Annotated in this window: 2 protein-coding genes; both read right to left on the bottom strand. The window is 66.8% G+C overall.

Going from position 1 to position 2,835, the window contains the following annotated elements; all coding sequences use genetic code 11:
• Positions 1 to 8 precede the first annotated feature (8 nt).
• Positions 9 to 407 (bottom strand): winged helix-turn-helix domain-containing protein, encoded by a 399-nt coding sequence (locus JYJ84_RS33160; protein WP_122947641.1) that lies wholly within the window; start codon positions 405 to 407, stop codon positions 9 to 11.
• 451 nt (positions 408 to 858) lie between these two features.
• The coding region (locus tag JYJ84_RS33155) for a xanthine dehydrogenase family protein molybdopterin-binding subunit (RefSeq protein WP_205190018.1) at positions 859 to 2,835 on the bottom strand (1,977 nt) is incomplete at its 5' end.

Here is a 2,835-nt window from a genome sequence, read left to right as displayed (position 1 = left end):
GCGAATCGTCAGGCGTAGTCGGCGGCCATCACGGCCTGCGGTGCGACGCGCAGCAGCGGTGCCGCTTCGTGGCGCTCGACGTGCGTCATCGCCGCACCGAACAGCACCAGGCGATAGCCGACTGCGTAGATCGGGATGATCCGCAGGTTCTTGTCGTGATCGAGTTGCAGCTTCGAGCGGATACGCGAGATATGGGTGTCGAGCGTGCGCGACGACACGCCGAGTTCACGGCCCCACACGGCTTCCTGGATTGCCTGCCGCGGCACGATCTTGTTCATGTTGTCGAGCAGGAATTCGACGACGTCGAATTCACGCGGCGTGACGTCAACGACTTTGTTGTCGATTTCGATCGTGCGGCGCACGAAGTTGATTTTTATGTTGTCGATGTACAGGTATTTGCAATCCATGGTGGCCCTCGCATGTCCGTAAAGGAGTGTTTGCGGGTCCTGTGCTGCAACTTTCGGGCCAGGGAGCGGATCGTCATCTATCGACGGGGGGCGGCACCGGTGCAAGCGGCGTGGCGGCCTTGAATTTAAAAGAATTTTTAACGGGAGGCGCGGAACGGGCGGAAAAGGGGGCGGGGCAACCGTGAAGGATTGTTACGTAGCATCGGGGGGTGACGTTACGGCCGTTACGTCGGGCGTAACGTGTGGGTGGCGGGAATCGGGGCCGGCGGAACGTCGCTGCGGACGGAGGTCGAACCCTGCATCGAACCTTGCGTGAACCGACGGGTTCTCTATACGGATCAATGCGTTACGGGCGATTTTCGCCGACATCGAACCCTGCATCGGCCGCATCCGGAAAAAAACGCCGGCCGCAAGACGTCTTCCGTCCCGCAGCCGGCGTTCCGGCCCGTCATCAAGCCTTCGCGCTATCCGCCGAATCGAACGGCAGCACGTAGTGCCGCTTGCCCGTCGCCGCGAAGATCGCGTTCGCGACAGCCGGCCCGACCGGCGCGACGCCCGGCTCGCCGACCCCGGTCGGTGCTTCGGCCGACGGTACGATATGCACTTCGACCTTCGGCATTTCCGCGATACGCAGCACGTGGTAGCCGTCGAAGTTGCGCTGCTCGACCTGGCCGTCCTTCAGCGTGATCGCGCTGTGCATCACCGCGCCGAGCCCGAAGCCGATGCCGCCTTCCATCTGCGCGGCGACGATGTCGGGATTGATCGCGATCCCGCAATCGACCGCGCACACCACGCGCTCGACCTTCACCTTGCCGTCCGCATCGACCGACACCTCGGCCACCTGCGCGACATAGCTCTTGAACGCCTCGGCGACTGCGATCCCGCGCCCGCGGCCCTTCGGCAGCGGCTTGGCCGGGTCCCAGCCGGCCTTCTGAGCGGCGAGGTCCAGCACCGCGCGCATGCGTGGTTCCTTCTCGAGCAGGTCGCGGCGGAACGCGTACGGATCTTTGCCGGCCGTGTGCGCGGCTTCGTCGATGAACGCCTCGACCGCGTAGGCGGTGTGCGAGCTGCCGACCACGCGCCACCACAGCACGGGCACGCCCGTCTTCGCGGTGGTGAGTTCGACCGACACGTTCGGCACTGCGTACGGCAGGTTCGCCGCACCCTCGACCGAGGTGGCATCGACGCCGTTCTTCACCATGAACGCCTCGAACGGCGTGCCGGCGAGGATCGACTGGCCGACGATGCGGTGGCGCCAGCCGACCAGCTTGCCGTCCGCGGTCAGCCCCGCGTCGAGCTTGTGGAAGTACATCGGCCGGTAGAAGCCACCCTGGATGTCGTCCTCGCGCGTCCATTGCAGCTTGACGGGCTTGCCGTCTGCGCCGAGCGCCTTCGCGATCGACACGGCCTCGACCACGTAATCCGACCACGCGTTCGCGCGCCGGCCGAAGCTGCCGCCCGCGTACAGCGTGTGGATCTGCACCTGCTCGGGCTTCAGCCCCGCCGTCCGGGCCGCGTTGGCCTGGTCGACCGTCTGGAACTGGTCGCCGGCCCAGATCTCGCAGCTGTCCGCCGTCAGCTTGACGACCGCGTCGAGCGGCTCCATCGGCGCGTGCGCGAGATACGGGAATTCGTAGGTCGCGCCGATCTTGCGTGCCGCGCCCGCGATCGCCGCATCGGCATCGCCGTCCTTGCGTGCCGACGTGCCCGGCTTGTCGGCGAGCTGCCGGTATTCGCGCATGATTTCGTCCGAGCTGCGCTTTTCGGCGTTCGTTTCGTCCCATTCGACCTTCAGCGCGTCGCGGCCCTGTTTCGCGGCCCAGAAGCCGGTTCCGACGACCGCGATGCCACCCGGCACCTGCACGACCGACACGACACCCGGCACGGCCTTGGCCGCCGTCGCGTCGAACGATTTCACCTTCGCACCGAAGCGCGGCGGGCGCTGCAGCAGCGCGACGCGCGTGCCGGGGAAGGTCGTGTCGAGCGTGAAATGCGCGGTGCCGTTCGATTTTGCCGACGCGTCGACGCGCGGGATCCGGTGACCGATCAGCTTGAAATCGGCCGGCTGCTTCAGCGTGACCTTGTCGGGCACCGGCAGCTTCGACGCATCGGCGACGAGCGTGCCGTACGCGGCCGTCTTGCCGCTCTGCGCATGCGTGACGACGCCATTGGCCGTCGTCAGCTCGCCGGCCGGTACCTTCCAGCGGGCCGCCGCGGCCGATACCAGCATCGCGCGGGCCTTGCCGCCCGCTTCGCGCAGCTGCTGCCACGAGTTCGACATGGCCGAGCTGCCGCCCGTCCCCTGCATCGTGCCGAACGCGAGGTTCGCGTAGCGTTTCGCATCGGCCGGCGCGCTTTCGACGCGCACGTGAGACCAGTCGGCGTCGAGCTCCTCGGCGACGATCGTCGCGATGCCCGTATACGCGCC

It is taken from the genome of Burkholderia sp. LMG 13014, from assembly GCF_905232215.1.
GTDB lineage: Bacteria > Pseudomonadota > Gammaproteobacteria > Burkholderiales > Burkholderiaceae > Burkholderia.
Note: the sequence above shows the minus strand (reverse complement) of the source record. Positions and strands in the feature narration are given on the sequence as shown.

Coding starts and splice junctions, on each gene's coding strand:
- JYJ84_RS33160 (WP_122947641.1), bottom strand. CDS start 407: ATGGATTGCAAATACCTGTACATCGACAACATAAAAATCAACTTCGTG.